Source organism: Martinezella sp. CNPSo 3890 (genome assembly GCF_057784455.1).
This window is the reverse complement of record NZ_JBXSOR010000007.1, coordinates 147,850-165,390: the sequence shown is the minus strand read 5'-3', so window position 1 is coordinate 165,390 and position 17,541 is coordinate 147,850. Positions and strand designations below refer to the sequence as shown.

Below are 17,541 nucleotides of genomic sequence, written 5' to 3'. Positions count from 1 at the left end.
GCAAGAGATGGCCAGCCTCGAACGCAATACACTCGGCGGTGCCCGGCCTCGTTTTTCAAGATCGATGCTGATCCTCCCGACATTGGCGCTGATATCGGCCGTCAGCAGTTGCGCGGGCTCCCCAGATGGCATGACGACGAGCGCCATCAGGGATGACTATCGCCAACGGCATCCCATCGTGCTCACCGAAAAGGAGCATAGCGTTGATATACCGGTCGCGGCCAGTGACCGGCACCTGACAACAGGCATGCGCGATACGGTTCGCGGTTTCGTTCAGGATTATCGCGCCCATGCAAGCGGCACGGTGGAAATCCTGTCGCCGCGGCAATCGCCAAATGCCTTCGCCGCATCGGCGCTCAACTCACAAATCCGTCGGGAGCTGGTCACGAACGGTATTCCGTCGGCGCGAATCGTCAACAGCTATTACCCGACGGGCGGCCCGGGCGATGCTGCGCCGATCCGCCTGCGCTTTACCGCAACGACGGCGGCCACCAATGCGTGCGGCCAGTGGCCGGACGATCTTTCCGACAACGCATTCGACAATCAGAACTATTATAATTTCGGCTGTGCGACCCAGCACAATCTGGCAGCGCAGATCGCCAATCCGACCGATTTGATTTCGCCGCGCGCGATGACACCGATCGATGCCGATCAGCGCAGCAAGGTCATCAGCGATTATCGCAGCGGCTCAACCCCGACCAGCACGGCGACGGTCGGCGGCTTCGGTAGCGGAAATTGAACGCAAGAGGCTGGCGCAACGGGATGAAATCATGAACGCCATCGAATATGATATCGGCTCGACTGCCCCGGAAGCGGAGGAAGCTTCGCGCTCGGGCAATCTCGACAATCTGCGGCCGCTGCCGCGTATTTCCATACATGCTTTTTGCGAAAGCGAGCAGCTGCAGCAGGTGATGGATCAGTGCGCCAACGATCGGCGCATGTCCAAGGTTAGCCTGCGCATCACCAGCGGCGGTGTGGCGGCTGCGGCGAACATGTTCGCCTCGGCGCCGACCCCGAACCTGATCATTCTGGAGACGCGCGCCAACCCACGCGGCCTCCTGGCGGAACTCGAGCCGCTCGCCGCCGTCTGCGATCCGAGCACCAAGGTCATCATCGTCGGCTATCACAACGACATCGGTCTTTACCGCGAACTCATCCGCAACGGTATCTCAGAATATATCGTACAGCCGACCGATATGATCGATCTGATGACGGCGGTGGCATCGATCTTCATCGACCCCGATGCCGAACCGCTCGGCCGCAGCATTGCCTTCATCGGTGCCAAGGGTGGGGTGGGCGCATCCACCATCGCCCATAATTGCGCCTTCGGCATCTCCAGCCTCTTCTCGACCGAAACCATTCTCGCCGATCTCGATCTGCCCTACGGCACCGCCAATATCGATTTTGACCAGGACCCGGCTCAGGGGATAGCCGAGGCCGTCTATGCGCCGGAACGCCTCGACGAGGTCTTTCTCGACCGGCTCCTGACCAAATGCTCGCAGCATCTGTCGCTGCTCGCCGCGCCCTCGATGCTGGACCGCGCCTATGATTTCGAAGGGCAGGCATTCCTGCCGGTGCTCGACGTTCTCCAGCGCAGCGCGCCGGTGGCGGTTCTCGACGTGCCGCATGTCTGGACGGAATGGACGCGTTCGGTGCTTGGTGCGGTAGACGAGGTCGTCATCTGTGCCGCACCCGATCTTGCCAATCTGCGCAACGCCAAGAACCTGATCGACGCTCTGCGCAAGCTGCGGCCGAACGATAAGGCGCCGCACCTCATTCTCAATCAGGTCGGCATGCCGAAGCGCCCGGAGATCAATCCTTCGGAATTCTGCGCGCCGCTAGAGACCGACCCGATCGCCATCATACCCTTTGACATCAACCTGTTCGGCAATGCCGCCAACAGCGGGCAGATGATCTCCGAGACTGATCCCAAGTCGCCGATTGCGGAAACTTTCTCGCAGATATCGCACATCGTCACCGGGCGTGTTGCGTTGAAGAAGGCAAGAAAGGGCGGTTTGCTTGGCCTTTTAAAGCGGAAGTAACCCTATGATTTCGCATGGATTCCGAAAATCAATCTTTCGTGAAAGCCATGCAGCAGCAGTAGAATTGGATCGAAGACATGTTTGGCAAGCGCGGAAGTGAAGGTCCTGCAAAGAGCGGCGGCGCAATGCCTCCGCCGGCACCGGCGCGTGCACCCGCTCCCGCTGGCGGGCCAACGGCGCCGGCTGTGCTCATAGAGCCGTCTCGTGATGCCGCGCAGCCACGTCAGCAGGTCGCTCCGCCGCCGATGCAGACGCCTAGCCGGCGTCGCGTGGCGCATACCGAAGAATATTACGATACGAAATCGCAGGTCTTCTCCGCGCTGATCGATACGATCGATCTCTCGCAGCTCTCCAAGCTCGGTAACGAGGCGGCGCGTGAGGAAATCCGCGATATCGTCAACGATATCATCACCATCAAGAATTTCGCGATGTCGATCTCCGAGCAGGAGGAATTGCTCGAGGACATCTGCAACGATGTACTCGGCTATGGCCCGCTGGAGCCGCTGCTCGCCCGCGACGACATCGCCGACATCATGGTCAACGGCGCCGGCCAGACCTTCATCGAAGTTGGCGGCAAGACCGTCGAATCCGAAATCCGCTTCCGCGACAATTCCCAGCTTCTATCCATTTGCCAGCGCATCGTCAGCCAGGTCGGCCGCCGCGTCGATGAATCGAGCCCCATCTGCGATGCGCGCCTGCCCGATGGTTCGCGCGTCAACGTCATCGCCCCACCGCTGGCGATCGACGGTCCTGCACTCACCATTCGTAAGTTCAAGAAGGACAAGCTGACGCTCGAGCAGCTCGTCCGCTTCGGCGCCATCACGCCGGAGGGCGCGACGCTTTTGCAGATCATCGGCCGCGTGCGCTGCAACGTCGTCATTTCAGGCGGTACGGGCTCGGGCAAGACGACGCTTCTGAACTGCCTGACCAACTATATCGATCGAGACGAACGCGTCATCACCTGCGAAGACACCGCCGAACTGCAATTGCAGCAGCCGCACGTGGTGCGCCTCGAAACCCGTCCGCCCAACATCGAGGGCGAGGGTGAGATCACCATGCGCGATCTCGTCAAGAACTGCCTGCGTATGCGCCCCGAACGCATCATCGTCGGCGAAGTGCGCGGACCCGAGGTCTTCGACCTGCTGCAGGCGATGAACACGGGTCACGACGGCTCCATGGGCACGATCCACGCCAATACGCCGCGCGAATGCCTGAGCCGCATGGAATCGATGATCGCCATGGGTGGCTTCAGCCTGCCGGCCAAGACCGTCCGTGAGATCATATCCAGCTCCGTCGACGTCGTCATCCAGGCTGCCCGCCTGCGTGACGGTTCGCGCCGCATCACCCAGATCACCGAGGTGATCGGCATGGAAGGGGATGTGATCATTACCCAGGATTTGATGCGCTACGAAATCGAGGGCGAGGATGCGAACGGCCGGATCATCGGGCGGCACGTCTCCACCGGTATCGGCAAGCCGCATTTCTGGGATCGTGCTCGCTATTATAACGAGGAGCGGCGTCTGGCAGCCGCCCTCGATGAGATGGAACAGAAGGCGCAATAGGGCTCGCGATGTTTGGTATCGATCCGATAGTGCTGCTGATTGTCCTGCTGACGGCGGTCTCCGCCGCCGCGGTCTGCTACGGCATTCTCTATTCACGGATCGAGACACAGAAAAAGGCCGATAGCCGGGTCAACCGGGTCAAGCAGGCTGAGACCGATCGCGTCAAGGTCAAGGCTGCGCGCGATCGCGTCCAGGAAATGTCCAAGCGGCGCAAGTCGGTGCAGGACACACTCAAGGACCTGGAGCGGCGACAGAGCGAAAATACGAAGAAGAAGCAGTCGCTCAAGGCGCGTCTGGCGCAGGCCGGCCTGTCGTTGACGCCGTCGCGCTTCTACATCTTCAGCGTGCTCTTCGGTCTTTTCGTCATGCTGGTCTTTTTCATCGTCGGCGCGCCGCCTCTTGTCATTTTGGGAATGTTCTTTGCGTCTGCCTTCGGCCTGCCGCGCTGGGTCATCGGCTTTCTCATCAAGCGCCGGCAAAGCAAGTTCCTCGAAGAGTTTCCGAACTCGCTTGACCTCATCACGCGCTCGCTTCGCTCGGGCCTGCCGCTCAACGATGCAGTGCGGCTGGTGGCTGGCGAGGCGCGAGAGCCTGTCAAGACGGAGTTTCGGCGGGTGGTCGAGGCGCAGCAGGTCGGTCTTAGCATGTCGGACGCCTGCGCCCGCATCGCGAACCATATGCCGCTGCAGGAAGTAAATTTCTTCTCGATCGTCATCGCCATTCAGGCGCAGGCGGGCGGCAACCTGTCGGAAGCCCTGGGCAACCTCTCGAAGGTGCTGCGCGAACGCAAGAAAATGAAGGCGAAGGTCAAGGCATTGTCGATGGAGGCCAAGGCATCCGCCGTCATCATCGGCGCTCTGCCCTTCATCGTGATGCTGCTCGTCTATCTGACATCGCCGCAATACATGATGATCCTGTTCATCGATCCGCGCGGCCATCTGATCTTGCTTGGAGCCGGCATCTGGATGTCGCTCGGCATCTTCATCATGCGCAACATGGTCAATTTCGAGATCTGAGCGGAAGGAGCCGCGTCGCCCATGTCCGATCTGGCAGCCAATTTGACCGATCCTGGCACCCTTCTTGCCGTTGTGGTTGCCATCGCCGTCTTCGCGACCTTCTACACGATCGCCATACCGCTGCTGGAGCGTGGCGATCTCAGCAAGCGCATGAAGGCCGTGTCGACAGAGCGCGAACAGATTCGCGCCCGTGAACGCGCACGGCTGAGCGCAGAGGGCGGCAAGGCATCGCTGCGCAGCCACAACAATCGAAACGTCAGACAGATCGTCGAGCGGTTCAACCTGCGCAATGCGCTTGTCGATGCCAATACCGTTAATCGCTTGCGGTCTGCCGGCCTGCGTTCTGAAAATGCGCTCAACATGTTCCTGGTGGCGCGATTCCTGCTGCCCTTCCTTTTTCTGGCAATTGCGATCGTCATCGTCTTCGTTCTCGGCTGGTTTGCCGCGAAGCCCCTGCCGATCCGGCTGCTTGGCGTCATCGGCTTCGCCTATCTGGGCTTCTACGCGCCGAACATCTATATCTCCAATCTGGTGACCAAGCGCCAGAAATCGATCAAGCGCGCTTGGCCGGATGCGCTCGACCTGATGCTGATCTGCGTGGAGTCTGGCATTTCAATCGAAGCCGGCATGCATCGCGTGTCCGAGGAAATGGCCGAGCAGTCCCCGGCACTCGCCGAGGAAATGGTTCTGACCACGGCCGAGCTTTCCTTCCTCCAGGATCGCCGCACCGCTTTCGACAATCTCGCCGCCCGCACCCAGATCGAGCTCGTCAAATCGGTCACGCAGGCGCTCATCCAGGCGGAACGCTATGGTACGCCGCTCTCGCAGGCCTTGCGTGTCATGGCGCAGGAAGGCCGCGACGAGCGCATGAACGAGGCGGAAAAGAAAGCGGCCGCACTGCCGCCGAAGCTCACTGTACCGATGATCGTCTTCTTCCTGCCGGTCTTGATGGCGGTCATTCTCGGCCCGGCGATCATTCAGGCAATGGACAAATTCTGAGCCGCTGACTTGCTCGCGGCATGCGGGCATGGTTATCTTCCATGCAATGTCGCCCATATTGGGAGGTCTCGCATGTCATCCTTGGCAATATTTTTCAGCGTCGTCGCGGCAGTCTTCATCGGAGCGGTGAGCCCCGGCCCAAGCTTCGTGCTCGTTTCGCGCATCGCTGTTTCCCGCTCACGCAAGGCAGGTCTTGCCGCGGCCTTCGGCATGGGAACGGGCAGCGTCATTTTCGCGACCTTGGCCCTCTTCGGCTTGAGCGCATTGCTGATGAAAGTCGAATGGCTATATCTGGCGCTAAAAGTCGCCGGTGGCCTCTATCTGATCTATGTTGGCATCCGCATCTGGCGCAGCGCCGCGGACGATCTTCCCATCGATGCACCAACGACGCCGGCGGCAGGCGGTGTGATGCGCAATTTCCTCTTTGCGCTCGGCACGCAGCTCAGCAATCCGAAGACAGCCATTTTCTACGGCAGTATCTTTGCCGCACTTCTGCCGGCGGCTCCGGCTCCCTGGCTGCTGTTTACGGTTCCGCCCGCAGTCTTCCTTGTCGAGGTGGGCTGGTACACGGTGGTAACGCTGGCCTTTTCGTCGAACCGGCCGCGCGCCATCTATCTCGGTGCGAAACTATGGATAGATCGGGTGGCCGGCGTTGTGATGGGCGCCCTCGGCGCGCGGCTTGTCGCCGAGGGGTTGCCGCGCCACATCTGGCGTTAAGGCCTACGGCTACCGGGCGTGCGCCTCAACCGCTCCGCTAACGAGTGCCGTTTTCGAAAGTTGGGTAGGGAAGCTGTTTCGGCTCTCCCGCTCTATTGCTGGGCTACTTTCCTGTTATCGCCACTGGCGGCAAGCTTCTGCCAGGAGTTCTGCTGTGCCAGCATGCCGCGCAGATAGGCGACATTGGCGTTTGCCTGCTGCGGCGTCAGTTCCTGGCGAGCGATTTGTTCGGCTTCAGCAAAGCGGCCCTGCAGGCCGACGACGAGCGCCAGATTCTGCCGCACGCGGCTGTCGGCGCCCGGCTGGGCGACGGCCGTGCGGAGATAGTTTTCCGCATTCTTGAGATCGCCGGTCAGCACGTAGGACATACCAAGATTGGAAAGGACCGTCGGCTCGTTGGGGGCGAGCACCAGCGCATCCCGATATTTGGCCCGTGCATCGCTGGAACGTCCGAGCTGATCGAGAATGGCGCCCTGCGCGGAAACCAGCCGCCAGTCCGGCCGGTCCGGCAGCTGTGCGCGGTCAATGGTCGAGAGCGCTTCGTCGAGCTGCCCTGCTGCCGCCTGTGCCTTGCCGTAGGCGGCCAGCACGCCGCGGTCGGTCGGATTGGCGATTGCCACCTGCTGCATGACCGCAAGCGCCTGGTCGTTGCGGCCGCTCATGCGCAAGGCGTTGGCGTAGTTGACGCCTGCATCGCGATCTTTGGGATTGGCGTCGTAGGCCTTGCCGAACGTCGCGGTCGCCTGCGCGAGATCGGTGCTGTTCATCGTATCGAGGGGCTGCGACGTCTTCGGAATCGAGCCCGTCGTCATCCGGTCTTTTCCGGTCGTCGAGCAGCTTGCGAGCGCGAGCGCCAGAAGCGCTGCCGAAGCTCCGCGGAAAAGAAAGGTTCTGAATGAAGACGTAGCTGAGACGGCGGGCATGTCGCGTATCCCTGAATTCCTTATACTTGCGCCCGGCCTAGAATCGGAACAGGGAAAGGTTCGGCGCAATGTTCGCTCCAGCAATAATCTGTTAACCCTAACAGACAGTTAACTCTTGATTCTTCTCAGTCACCGCCAAAGGATAGTCATGGCCCCCTTTCAATTCATCGAGCGCGCGACGCCCTTCAATTCGAAGGGTGGCGCGACCCTGCCGATCTTTGCCGTTACCCCGGCGCATATCGAGACCGGCACCATCGATCCCATCGCGCTCGATTGGGCACGCAAGGCGGGTTACAAGGCAGAGAGCGGTTCGTTGCTGCTGATCCCGACCGCGGAAGGGCATCTGGGCGGCGCTCTCTTCGGCCTCGGCTCCAACCCGTCCGAACAACCCTTCCTCACGGGCAAGCTGGCGCGCAGCCTGCCGGCCGGCGACTGGCATATCGAGACGGCGCCGCTGACGGCGAACCGGCTCTCGCTTGGCTTCGGCCTCGGCAGCTATCGCTTCGACCGCTATAAGTCGGAAAAAGCCGCGATGCCGACGCTGATGATCCCGCGCGATGCCGATGCCGCCGATATCAAGCGCCAGCTCGCCGGTGTCTTCCTTGCCCGCGATCTCATCAACACGCCGACCAACGACATGGGTCCGGAACAGCTCGAAGCCGCCTTCCGCGCGCTTGCCGAGCACTACAAGGCAGACATGTCCGTCATCATCGGCGATGATCTCCTGAAGGAGAATTTCCCTCTCGTGCACACGGTCGGTCGCGCTAGCGCCGATGCACCACGCCTTCTGGAACTGCGCTGGGGCAAGAAGGGTCATCGCCGCATCACCCTGGTCGGCAAGGGCGTGTGCTTCGACACCGGTGGCCTCGATATCAAGCCGGCATCCTCCATGCTGCTGATGAAGAAGGACATGGGTGGTGCCGCCAACGTCATGGGGCTGGCGCTGATGATCATGGACGCCAAGCTCAAGGTCGATCTTCGCGTCATCATTCCGGTCGTCGAGAACTCGATTTCATCCAACGCCTTCCGTCCTGGCGATATTTACAGGAGCCGCAAGGGCCTGACCGTGCAGATCGACAATACGGATGCCGAGGGCCGGCTGATCCTCGCCGATGCGCTGGCTTATGCCGACGAAGACGCGCCCGACCTGATGATCGATATGGCGACGCTGACAGGTGCAGCCCGCGTTGCGCTCGGCCCCGACCTGCCGCCCTTCTTCACCGACGATAGCGAACTTGCCAGCGATCTGACCGAGGCGAGCCTGGAGACGGATGACCCGCTGTGGCGGATGCCGCTCTATATGGGCTACGACAAGGATATCCGGACCAAATTCGCCGATATCACCAATGCTCCATCAGGCGGCATGGCCGGCTCCATTACGGCTGCCCTGTTCCTCAAGCGCTTCGTGACAAAGACGCCGAGCTGGGTGCATTTCGATATTTTCGGCTGGGCGCCGAGCGAACGCCCGCATTCCCCCGGCGGCGGCGAGGCACAGGCGATCCGGGCTCTGTATCATCATATCAGGCAGAGTGTGCGGTAGGCCGTCGCTGCAGGTAGGCGAGCTTCTCTGTCCATCGCCCACGTGGCACCCCCTCTGTCGCTGCCGCGACATCTCCCCCCTTGTGGGCAGGGGTATCGCATATGAGCGGAGATCGCCGCTGTCCCCCTTCTCCCCAGCGGGGAGAAGGTGCCGCCAGGCGGATGAGGGGGTGCCCGCCAAGACCACCAAAATCCATGAATTCAAATCGATAACCCCCTCATCCGACCCTTCGGGCCACCTTCTCCCCAAGGGGAGAAGGAGCTTATGGTGCTCGTCCGCCTCCATATGCGATACCCCTGCCCCTCAAGGGGAGGGTGGCTATCGCTCGAATCGGCAAGGCCTGATAGACATCGCGCATGATCCAGCGGCCGATTTTTCTTTATGCGCTTTGCGGCAGCCTGCGACAGGCTTCGGCCAGCCGCCGGCTGCTGGAGGCGCTGCGGTTTGCGTGCCCCGAAGGCATCACCATTGCGATTTGTGATCTGATCGGTGAATTGCCGATCTTCAATCCGGATAATGAGGGTGAGCGAACACCTGTTATCGTCGAGAGATTTGCGTCGGAGATCGGTAAGGCAGATGGTTTGATCGTGTCGTGCCCGGAATATGCCCATGGCATACCCGGCGGATTCAAGAATGCGCTGGACTGGCTGGTGTCGCGCGACGAGGTGCCGTTCAAGCCGCTGATGTTTGCCCATGCCTCACATCGCGGCGATCTCGTATTGGCACAGCTCACCGATGTCTTGCAGACCATGTCGCTGCATATTGTTGAAGACGCTTTCTTGCGCCTACCGGTTGCAGGCAAGAGCGATGAGATGCAGGCCGCGATGCTGCTGGAGGCCCGAGAAAGCGGCCTTTTCTCTGCAAGTCTCGGCCGTTTCGCGCGAGCGATTGCCACTAAGGCATGAATTCTTCCGGTTTCGGCAGATATACAACTCTTTCCTGTAGGAATCTCCAATTCGCCTTAACCGTTTATTGAAGACCTGACGGCAGACTTCTCCGCCAAGGAGAAAAGGTGTTGGGAGCAATTTCCAAATCCCTGCAGAAAAATGCACAGATCGGTCGTCATTCCATTGTGACGGCCGTTTTGATTTGCTTCGCCCTGATCGTTGCCGTCGTGACCTTGATGGTTCTTACCGCAATCGGACGCGTTGCCGATTATTCCAACAAGCTGGACGACGAGCGCTCCTGGGAAACGACCGTCGGGGCATTGAAAACCTTTCAGGGACAGCTGGAAGCGACACTGCATGACCATTCCGCCCGCAACGATGCGGCGCGAAGTGTCTATGGGACCGATAATCAAAATTGGATCGCCGGCAATTATGGCGACATTTCCTCCAACGGCGCGTTGTTCGATACTGCCATCATCGTCGACGACAACAACAAGCCGATTGTTGCTTACCACGATGGCCAGCCATTGACCGAGAATATCGAGGATGTCCTCGGTGCGGCCGTCTGGGCGCTCGTCGATCAGGCGCGAACAACGCGTGTGACGGGGGTGCCCGAAGCTGCGGGCTACATCATGACCAGAGATGGTATCGCCGCCGCCGGGGCCGCGACGATCCGCGAAAGATCCGGTCGCATTCCGGTGCCAGAAGGTCATCGGCGCTATCTGATCCTCGTCCGCTACCTTGACGCCGACCGGATCAAGATGCTGGCCAACACCTACGTCATCAGCGGCTTGACGCTGGTGCCGCCGGATACCGTTGCCCGATATGCCGTCTCCATCGTCGACCCCCTTGGCAAGTCGCTGGGACGGTTGGTGTGGAGCTCGCGCCAGCCGGGGGATATGAGCTATCAGCAGGTCCGCCCATTGGTGCTCGGCGCGCTTGGTCTGGTGGGTCTGTTCTTCGTCGTGCTGCTAATCCTGGGATCGATGGCGGGGCGCCGGCTGCGGGCGGAGGAAGTTCAGGCACGGCAGGTCTCGCTTCGCGACCGGTTGAGCGGGCTCCTCAATCGTGAGGGATTGCGGCTCGATGTGGATCGTCTGGTCGATCGGGCGCGCTCCGACGGCACCAACGTCCTGCTTCTCTACCTCGATCTCGATGGTTTCAAGGAAATCAACGACGCATACGGGCATGGCACCGGCGATCAGCTCATCCGCGCGGTAGCCGCTGGGCTCAAGGTTCTCGTGCCACCGCAGGCGGCCTTGGCGCGCCTTGGAGGCGATGAATTCGCCATCGCCTTCCCGACGAAGGAGCTTAATGACGCCCCAGCTTTGCGGTTGGCTGAGCAAATCCTGGATTTCCTTGCCGAGCCTCTGGAGATCGGCCGCCGGGTGGTCGTGGTCGGCGCCAGCATCGGCATCGCAAGCTCGCCCGAAGGCCGCATCGACCGTGAGGAACTGGTGCGACGCGCCGATCTTGCCATGTACAAGGCCAAGGAAGCCGGCCGCGCCCGCATGACCTGCTACGAGACGGCCATGGATGCGCATCGCGAGGAACGCAATGCGCTGGAGCTCGATCTGCGTCACGCGATCGAGATGGAGGAACTGACGCTCGCCTATCAGCCGCTGGTCGATGCATCGAGCTGCGAGATGATCGGCGTCGAGGCACTCGTGCGGTGGAATCGTCCTGGCCATGGACCTATTTCGCCGGAGGCTTTCATTCCGATTGCCGAAACCAGCGGCCTGATCGAAGCGTTGGGTCTGCTGGTCCTGCGTAAGGCCTGCGAGGCGGCAAGGCACTGGCCGGATCTGCGTGTTGCCGTCAACGTTTCGCCGGGCCAGTTCCGTAATCCTGCCTTCGCCGATTATGTCCGCAGCGTGCTCAACAGTACCGAAATCGAAGCCGAGCGCGTGACGCTGGAGATCACCGAAGGCTATATCATTCAAAATCCGGAGCGTACGCGTCAATCGATCGAGCGGTTGAAGAGGCTCGGCGTCAAGGTGGCACTCGATGACTTCGGGTCGGGCTTCTCCTCCATCGGCTATCTGCGTCAGTTCGGTTTCGACCGCATCAAGATCGATCGCTCGCTGACGATGAATGTGCTGGAGGACAACCGCGCCCGCGAGATGGTGAAGGCGACCGTGGCACTGGCCCGGTCACTCGACATTCCCGTCACGGCCGAAGGTATAGAAACCGAAGAGCAGGGAAGGGCGCTGGAGGGCTTCGGCTGCGACGAGCTGCAGGGCTACTTCTATGGCAAGCCGATGCCGGAAGCCGAGATCAGCAAGCGGCTTGCGGTACAGATGGCAACCGCACTGGATGAAGAACACGCCGCCGCCTGATATGCCTGGAGCATTCGCGCATTCCTGAAGGAGGCCGCAGTGCGGTTCTTCCGAAAATGCCGTTAGCCGATATGCTCGTGACCACGCTTGCGGGCGAGTGCGATCTGCCGCTGCCTTTCGCGATAGCGCTCGCGGTCTTCTTCAGTGCGTTCGTGATAGCAGTGGCTGCAGGAAACGCCAGCCTCGTAAAAGGGTGAGGTCACTTCCTCTGATGTAATGGGATTGCGGCAGGCGTGGCAGAGCTTGTGATTGCCTTCCTTCAGGCCGTGTTCGACCGAGACACGTTCGTCGAAGACGAAGCAGGCGCCTTCCCACAGGCTCTCTTCCGGCGGCACTTCCTCGAGATATTTCAGAATGCCGCCCTTGAGATGATAGACCTCGTCGAAGCCTTGCTGCTTCATGAAGGCGGTCGCCTTCTCGCAGCGGATGCCGCCGGTGCAGTACATGGCGATCTTCGGCTTGTTGTGCAGGCCGGTATTGTCGCGCACCCAATCGGGAAATTCGCGGAAAGTCTTCGTCTTCGGATCGACCGCGCCCTTGAAGACGCCGATGGCGGTCTCATAGTCGTTGCGGGTGTCGATGACGATGGTGTCGGGGTCGGAGATCAGTGCATTCCAATCCTTCGGCGCGACATAGGTGCCGACGACCTTGGTCGGGTCGATGTCCTCGACGCCCATGGTGACGATCTCTTTCTTGAGCTTCACCTTCATGCGCACGAACGGCATTTTTGACGCGCGGCTTTCCTTGTGTTCGAGCCCGGCAAATTCCGGCTGGGCGCGCAGGAAGGCGAGCACGGCGCCGATAGCCGCATCCGAGCCGGCGATCGTGCCATTGATCCCTTCACGGGCCAAAAGCAGCGTGCCCTTGACGCCCTTTTCCTCGCAGAGCGCAAGCAGTGGCTCACGCAGGCTTTCGAAGCGCGGAAAGGAAACAAAATGATAGAGCGCGGCAACGAGGAATGCGCCGATCGCGTCGCGCCGTGGATCTGAAAGCATGTCGGTCATGCCGGTGAAATACAATTTTGCGGGCTTTCAGGCAATCGGGATTTGCGTCGCAGCCCGCGCCCTTGCGATCCCGCCTCTGTTGGTGCGGCGAAAGATGTGGGTTGTGCTAGCCGACGAGCTGAGATGTCCAGCGCCATACGACTTGAAAGGAAGGCATTTCGAAATGCGGCTTATCGTGCACCTGGCGCATCATCCTTGATGTCGTCGGCAAACCTGCGCATGAGCCGCACAAGGTCCTCGATATCCTGGTCATCCCATTTGGCGAAAATGGATCGGGCGATCCTCTCGCGCGCCTCATCGATGCGATCGGTCATCGCCTTGCCCTGTTCGGTGATGACGGCCTCGCGCAGGCGTCGGTCGATCGCGTTCTCCCGTCGGCTGATCAGTCCGAGCCCCTCCATCTTCGCAACCTGACGGCTGACGGTGGTGTAGTCGCGCCCGACGCGATCGGCCAGTTCGACGACGCCGATGGGGCCGAGCCGCTCCACCAAAACCAACAGGGAAAACAGTGCGCGGTCGAGGGAGATGCCCGCCTCCTTAATCATCGCCTCATCACGCTGGGGCCGGTTCATGACGCCGACAATTTCGACCAGCGCGCTATGGAGTTCGCGTAGCTGAGCGCTGATATGTGTATTTTGCAAGCTTTTCGTTGACACCCGACCACCCTTCTTTTAATATGTGCATATTACACATATGGAGATGGAAATGACAGAGCAATTTACAGCCGATGTGCTGATTTGTGGTGCGGGCGCGGCCGGCCTCGCGCTGGCCATCGATTTGGCAAGGAGAGGAATTTCCTTCCGACTGATCGAAAAGATGGACGGGCCTTTCCGTGGTTCGCGCGGCAAGGGCATCCAGCCGCGAACCCAGGAAATCTTCGAGGATCTCGGCATTCTCGACCGGGTCGTTGCGGTCGGCGGCATGTATCCGCCCGTACGGCGATATCGCGACGACGGCAGTTTTACCGAGTCCGACATCGCCGAACATCAGGACCCGACACCGGCAGAACCGTACCATCTGCCGCTGATGATACCGCAATTCCTGACCGAAAAGGTGATGCGCGAGAGGTTGCTTGAGCTTGGCCATACGCCGCAATTCGGCTGCGAACTGGTTGGTTTCGAGCAAGACCCGAGTGGCGTGACAGCGCGCCTAGCGGGCAAGGCTGAAGAGGAAATTCTTCGGGTGCGCTGGCTCGTAGGCGCCGATGGCGGCCGCAGTTTCGTTCGCCACGCCCTTGGTATCGACTTTCCCGGCAAGACCCTCGGCGTTCGCGCCATCGTGGCCGATGTCATTTTGACCGGTCTCACGCGCGATGCCTGGCATCGCTTCAACGACGGCGACATGTCGCGGCAGATCATGTTCTGCCCGCTTGCCGGGACCGAGATGTTCCAGATACAGGGGCCGATCCCTCTCGACGGTGATATCGACCTCTCTGCCAAAGGGCTGGAAGCCATGGTGGCGGAGCGGACCAGGCGCGACGATATCCATATCCAATCCGTGTCGTGGTCGTCGGCCTACACCATGAATGCGCGACTTGCTGATCGATACCGTGTTGGCCGCGTGTTTCTCATCGGTGATGCCGCCCACATTCATCCGCCGACTGGCGGTCAGGGCCTCAATACCAGCGTGCAGGATGCCTATAATCTCGGATGGAAGCTGGCAGCGGCCGCCAATGGAGCCGACGACAAGCTGCTCGACAGCTATGAAGAGGAGCGTCAGCCCATCGCGGCTGCGATGCTCGGTCTGGCAACAAGGCTTCTCGATGCTCAGAAACAGGGCGACATGCGGCGCGGTCGCGAGGTGCGCCAACTCGATATAGGTTATCCTTCGTCTTCGCTTGCGCTCGAAACGCTTGGACGCAGCGCCCGCCTGTCTGCTGGCGATAGAGCCCCGGATGCGCCGATCCTTGGCGCAGCCGGCCAGCCGAAACGGCTGTTCGATCTGTTCCGAGGTGCACACTGGACATTGCTCGGCTACGAGGTGCAGCCGGGATCGGTGCCGCCGCGCGCAGGGCTGCATATTCATACTTTCGGCCAGTCAGGCGACATGGTCGACGCCGGAGGGCATCTGCGCGACATCTATGCCCTATCCCCTGGAGAATGGGTGCTCGTGCGGCCGGACGGATATATTGGCGCGATCGCTGCCGCCGACGACATTGCGATGCTGGAAGGCTATTTCGCGCAAGTGGGGCTTGGTTCGGCGGATGCGTAGAGCGCCTAAAGCAACGGCCAGGTTATGCCGATTGAACTGCCTGAGGCGGGCGCGTGACCCCGTCAGTCGGCCGCCTCCAGCCAAAGGTGCTTGATAGTCCGTGCTTCGCTCTCCGGTTTGTCGGCGAAGACCCAGCGGCCTCGCTCCAGCGCTTCCTCGCGCGCGGTCTGCTGCCGGGCAATGATCGCTTCCAGCAGGCGGGCGTGATCGTCGCTCCTGTCGAAGAGATGCGGCTCGCGGTCTGCGACATCGGCCAATATCGACATGTCGAGATAGCGGCCGAGTACGTCGACCAATGCCTTGGCCTCCAGCTGCTTGGCATGCATGGCGGCCGGCCAGACATCGCGCAGCAGCATGTGATGCATCCAGTAATCCTGGCTGCGTTTGCGCAGATCATGAAAGCTCTCGACGTGGGCCGCTTCCGCATGGCATTCGGACAGCGCCTGCATCGCCTTGCGGACATTCTTGCGCCAGCTTTTCTGAAAGAGACGGGCCGTGTCGCGTCGGCCGCAGTCGAAGGATATCTCCTTCAACGCCTCGCGCGCCTCGGCACATATCGCGACTGCTGCCTGTGCCTTGTCTTCGAGATCGGTTTGCGCCGCCGCCAGGCGGTCGCGCCGGGTGGTCAGCAGATCGCTGACGCGGGTCAGCGCGTGCAGTTCTTCTGCGGGTCTGGCGGTTGCCTGCAGGTAATGACCGATCTCGATCAGTGCGGTCGCATCGCGCACGCCGGAAAGCGTGCGTGCCATATTCCGAAGGCGGTCATTTTCCCGCTGCTGAAATTCGCGCGCGACCGGAGCGATCAGCCGGTAGAGCGCGCGCACGCGCTTGATGTTCTTGCGGGCGTCGTGAACCGCTTCGTGCAGGCCCTGCGGTCTGTCCGTCAGTACGGCCATTGCCTTGCCGAGTTGATGCGCGGCTGCTTTGTGCACCTCGTCATCAAGAGCTCGGTCAGGCCGTATGCGATAGCTCATCGTACTCCTGCTCGAACTGCGTCGCGAGGGCCTGATTGGAATAGCGGTATTCGCCGGTTACCTCGCGTCCGATCCAGTCCGGCAGTTCCGGATTGTCGCTTTCGTCGTCCATTTCCACTTCAGCGATCACGAGGCCGCGATGGGCGCCGCGGAAGACATCCACTTCCCAGGTAAAGCCCTTGAACTGCACCTTGTGGCGGGTCTTCTCGATAACGAGGCCGATCGCCGTTTCGAGCAATTCCTCCGCCTCGTCGACGGGGATCTCATATTCGAATTCGTCCCTCGTCATCGACTTGCCGATCTTGATCGTCAAGGTTGCCTTGGTGTCGTTCGTCAGCCGTATGCGCACGGAACGGTCTGCCATGGAGGCAATATATCCTTGTCGCAGGATCAGCCGCTCCGAAACGGAATCACGCCAGTGATCGCCGCGCACCAGAAACTTTCGCTCGATCTCTTTTGCCATGCGTTTGACATGCTCCACCGGCACAGATTGGAACAGACTATAGCAAGTTGCCGCAATTTCCTACCCGTCGTATTTAAAGCGAGCTTTTGTCTCGACAAGCACCTTCGGGAAGGCTATTCGAAAGCCGGATTTCAATCGTTTTAAAGGGAGTGCACCGACCATGGGCGAGAAAACCGAGAAGCTTCTTTCCATCCTGAAATTGCAGCCCGTCGTTCCCGTGCTGATCGTTGACGATGCGAAATCGGCGGTGCCGCTCGCCCGCGCGCTCGTTGCGGGCGGTCTCAAGGCCATCGAGATCACGCTGCGCACCGCCGGTGCGCTGGATGCGATCCGTGCTGTCGCCGAAGAAGTCGAGGGTGCCGAAGTCGGCGCCGGCACGATCCTCAATGTCAAACAATGGGACGCGGCCGTCGAAGCCGGTTCGAAGTTCATCGTCAGCCCCGGCACGACGCAGGAACTGCTTGATGCTGCGCGCGGCTCGCATGTGCCGCTGCTGCCGGGTGCCGCAACGGCCAGCGAAGTGATGGCGCTGCGGGAAGAGGGCTATACGGTACTGAAGTTCTTCCCGGCCGAGCAGGCCGGCGGTGCTTCCTATCTGAAGGCCCTGTCATCGCCGCTCGCCGGCACGGTCTTTTGCCCGACTGGCGGCATCTCGCTGAAGAACGCCCATGACTATCTGTCGCTGCCGAACGTCATCTGTGTCGGCGGCTCCTGGGTTGCGCCGAAGGAGCTCGTTGCATCGGGCGATTGGGCCGGGATCACCAAGCTTGCCGCCGAGGCCGCCGCGCTCAAGGGCTGAGCGGCTGCCTCCCGTCGGTTTCGAAGGCGCGCAGGCTTCTGCGCGCCTTTTTGCATTCTGCGGAT

The 17,541-nt window shown here is 60.9% G+C and carries 16 protein-coding genes; 11 read left to right on the top strand and 5 right to left on the bottom strand.

Annotated features, from left to right (window positions below; all coding sequences use genetic code 11):
* Positions 1 to 7 precede the first annotated feature (7 nt).
* From AC13RC_RS18430 to AC13RC_RS18405, 6 genes are all read left to right on the top strand, one after another.
* On the top strand, positions 8 to 739 hold the full coding sequence (locus tag AC13RC_RS18430) for a CpaD family pilus assembly protein (protein ID WP_488558050.1): 732 nt from the start codon (positions 8 to 10) through the stop codon (positions 737 to 739).
* 31 nt (positions 740 to 770) lie between these two features.
* A complete protein-coding gene (locus tag AC13RC_RS18425; RefSeq protein WP_145323358.1) occupies positions 771 to 2,042 on the top strand; it encodes a CpaE/TadZ family protein in 1,272 nt (423 codons plus the stop codon).
* A gap of 77 nt (positions 2,043 to 2,119) precedes the next feature.
* Complete coding sequence (locus AC13RC_RS18420; protein WP_488558049.1) at positions 2,120 to 3,604, top strand: TadA family conjugal transfer-associated ATPase; 1,485 nt, start codon at positions 2,120 to 2,122, stop codon at positions 3,602 to 3,604.
* An 8-nt stretch (positions 3,605 to 3,612) separates the two neighbouring features.
* On the top strand, positions 3,613 to 4,620 hold the full coding sequence (locus tag AC13RC_RS18415; protein WP_488558048.1) for a type II secretion system F family protein: 1,008 nt from the start codon (positions 3,613 to 3,615) through the stop codon (positions 4,618 to 4,620).
* 21 nt (positions 4,621 to 4,641) lie between these two features.
* On the top strand, positions 4,642 to 5,619 hold the full coding sequence (locus AC13RC_RS18410; RefSeq protein ID WP_113395862.1) for a type II secretion system F family protein: 978 nt from the start codon (positions 4,642 to 4,644) through the stop codon (positions 5,617 to 5,619).
* Positions 5,620 to 5,691: 72 nt separating this feature from the next.
* On the top strand, positions 5,692 to 6,336 hold the full coding sequence (locus AC13RC_RS18405; protein ID WP_145323362.1) for a LysE family translocator: 645 nt from the start codon (positions 5,692 to 5,694) through the stop codon (positions 6,334 to 6,336).
* Between the two features lie 92 nt (positions 6,337 to 6,428).
* Here AC13RC_RS18405 and AC13RC_RS18400 read toward each other — a convergent pair whose 3' ends face one another.
* Positions 6,429 to 7,259, bottom strand: a complete 831-nt coding sequence (locus AC13RC_RS18400) for a tetratricopeptide repeat protein (protein ID WP_113330643.1) — start codon at positions 7,257 to 7,259, stop codon at positions 6,429 to 6,431.
* Positions 7,260 to 7,407: 148 nt separating this feature from the next.
* Here AC13RC_RS18400 and AC13RC_RS18395 point away from each other — a divergent pair, with 148 nt between their 5' ends.
* From AC13RC_RS18395 to AC13RC_RS18385, 3 genes are all read left to right on the top strand, one after another.
* Entirely contained in the window at positions 7,408 to 8,799 is a 1,392-nt protein-coding gene (locus tag AC13RC_RS18395; RefSeq protein ID WP_145323364.1) for a leucyl aminopeptidase family protein, read from the top strand.
* Between the two features lie 356 nt (positions 8,800 to 9,155).
* A complete protein-coding gene (locus AC13RC_RS18390) occupies positions 9,156 to 9,704 on the top strand; it encodes an NADPH-dependent FMN reductase (RefSeq protein ID WP_488558047.1) in 549 nt (182 codons plus the stop codon).
* 110 nt (positions 9,705 to 9,814) lie between these two features.
* A complete protein-coding gene (locus AC13RC_RS18385; RefSeq protein WP_488558046.1) occupies positions 9,815 to 12,025 on the top strand; it encodes a putative bifunctional diguanylate cyclase/phosphodiesterase in 2,211 nt (736 codons plus the stop codon).
* A 62-nt stretch (positions 12,026 to 12,087) separates the two neighbouring features.
* On the opposite strand, the gene trhO is transcribed toward AC13RC_RS18385, so the two are convergent.
* Positions 12,088 to 13,029, bottom strand: a complete 942-nt coding sequence (gene trhO / locus AC13RC_RS18380) for an oxygen-dependent tRNA uridine(34) hydroxylase TrhO (protein WP_488558045.1) — start codon at positions 13,027 to 13,029, stop codon at positions 12,088 to 12,090.
* Positions 13,030 to 13,199: 170 nt separating this feature from the next.
* Positions 13,200 to 13,685: a MarR family winged helix-turn-helix transcriptional regulator gene (locus AC13RC_RS18375; protein ID WP_488558044.1), complete on the bottom strand. Its 486-nt coding sequence runs from the start codon at positions 13,683 to 13,685 to the stop codon at positions 13,200 to 13,202.
* A gap of 49 nt (positions 13,686 to 13,734) precedes the next feature.
* Here AC13RC_RS18375 and AC13RC_RS18370 point away from each other — a divergent pair, with 49 nt between their 5' ends.
* Positions 13,735 to 15,240: an FAD-dependent oxidoreductase gene (locus AC13RC_RS18370; RefSeq protein WP_488558043.1), complete on the top strand. Its 1,506-nt coding sequence runs from the start codon at positions 13,735 to 13,737 to the stop codon at positions 15,238 to 15,240.
* Between the two features lie 62 nt (positions 15,241 to 15,302).
* Here AC13RC_RS18370 and AC13RC_RS18365 read toward each other — a convergent pair whose 3' ends face one another.
* Positions 15,303 to 16,214 carry a CHAD domain-containing protein gene (locus AC13RC_RS18365; RefSeq protein ID WP_488558042.1) on the bottom strand — a complete coding sequence of 304 codons (912 nt, stop codon included), beginning with the start codon at positions 16,212 to 16,214 and terminating at the stop codon, positions 15,303 to 15,305.
* Positions 16,192 to 16,677 (bottom strand): CYTH domain-containing protein, encoded by a 486-nt coding sequence (locus tag AC13RC_RS18360; protein ID WP_069613322.1) that lies wholly within the window; start codon positions 16,675 to 16,677, stop codon positions 16,192 to 16,194. The genes AC13RC_RS18365 and AC13RC_RS18360 overlap by 23 nt, the downstream gene beginning before the upstream one ends.
* 160 nt (positions 16,678 to 16,837) lie before the next feature.
* On the opposite strand from AC13RC_RS18360, the gene AC13RC_RS18355 reads away from it, so the two are divergent.
* The gene (locus AC13RC_RS18355; RefSeq protein ID WP_069613321.1) at positions 16,838 to 17,476 is read left to right on the top strand and encodes a 2-dehydro-3-deoxy-phosphogluconate aldolase; all 639 of its coding nucleotides are present in this window, start codon (positions 16,838 to 16,840) and stop codon (positions 17,474 to 17,476) included.
* Positions 17,477 to 17,541: the final 65 nt, after the last annotated feature.